Consider the following 1,300-nt stretch of genomic DNA (forward strand, 5'->3'; position numbering starts at 1 on the left):
TGCTCTTCTGTCAATAGAGTGGACACGCCTATTATGCTATTTTTTCGTAATAAAGCTGTTCGAAACGCAAGGGTGACATATAGCCAAGCGTGCTGTTTGAACGTTTTCGGTTATAAAAGAACTCCAGATACCGATATAACTGCTCATAGGCTTCTTGCTTGGTCTTAAATTTGGGATTACAGTAAATCAATTCACGTTTTAAGATACTGTGAAAGGCTTCAATACAAGCGTTATCGTAGCAGTTTCCTCTCCGGCTCATACTGGCCTTCATTTGGTAGGTGCTGAGTTGCTCACGGTAGGCTTTTGACGCATATTGCGATCCACGATCGGAGTGGTGGATGAGTCCTTTTTCTGGTTTTTTCGCTGTGTAAGCCTGCTTGAGGGCATCGAGTACCAGATCCGTTGTCATGTGATCACTTAATTGCCAGCCTACGATTTGCTTCGTGTAGAGATCCAAGATGCTCGCCAAATAGAGCTTCCCTTGGCGACAGGGGATGTAGGTGATGTCCGCCACCCACTTCTCGTTGGGCCTAGTTGCCGAAAAGTCTTGCTGCAGCTCGTTCGGTGCGATCGGCCACTCGTGATTCGAATCGGTTGTAGTGACGCGGAACTTGCGTGACATGCAGGAACGCAGCCCCTTTTCGCGCATAATGAAGCTGACCGTACGCTCCGATACGACCCAGCCTTCTTTTAGAAGCTCGTTGTAGATACGGGGGCTTCCATAACGGAATAGCGAGTCATCGTAGTGCCACGTGATTCGCTGGGTGAGCTTTTCTTTTCGCTGCTGCCTTCCGGACGGCGCTGCGGTGCGCCATTTATAATAGCCACTCCTAGATACGTGAAGCACCTGGCACATCTTCTCCACTCGAAATTCGGAGCGATGATCTTCGATGAAGGAGAACCTTAGTTCTTTTCTTTGCTGAAGATGTGCAGCGCCTTTTTTAGAATCGCCATTTCTTCTTTCAGATCCGCCATTTCCCGTTCTTTACGACGGGTTTCCGCTTCCCTTTCTTTGAGGGTTTGTTCGAGCTTGCGGATTTTTTCCGGATAGTTGACTTCCTCCTGATCGAACGCTCGAAATTGACCGATCCATTGATGCAGGGTGCTTTTGGGAATATTCAGCTCCTCACAAATGTCGGATATGGTCTTGGTCTTTTCTTGTACGTACTTAACCGTCTGTCTTTTGAATTCTTCGTTGTATCGTTGCCGTTGTTCTCCCACTCGCGGACACCTCTTCTTTTTCGTTACGTCTATTATTAGGCGTTCCTTAATGCTGTGTCCACTTTTTATTCTAGCTACA

Annotated in this window: 2 protein-coding genes; both read right to left on the reverse strand. The window is 47.4% G+C overall.

The window, feature by feature from the left end:
• Nucleotides 1–31: 31 nt before the first annotated feature.
• A complete protein-coding gene (locus WH37_RS33125) occupies nt 32–892 on the reverse strand; it encodes an IS3 family transposase (protein WP_231594474.1) in 861 nt (286 codons plus the stop codon).
• A gap of 11 nt (nt 893–903) precedes the next feature.
• The coding region (locus WH37_RS33130; protein ID WP_231594473.1) for a transposase at nt 904–1,300 on the reverse strand (397 nt) is incomplete at its 5' end.

This window comes from Paenibacillus algorifonticola (assembly GCF_000971975.1).
Taxonomy (GTDB): Bacteria; Bacillota; Bacilli; order Paenibacillales; family Paenibacillaceae; genus Pristimantibacillus; species Pristimantibacillus algorifonticola.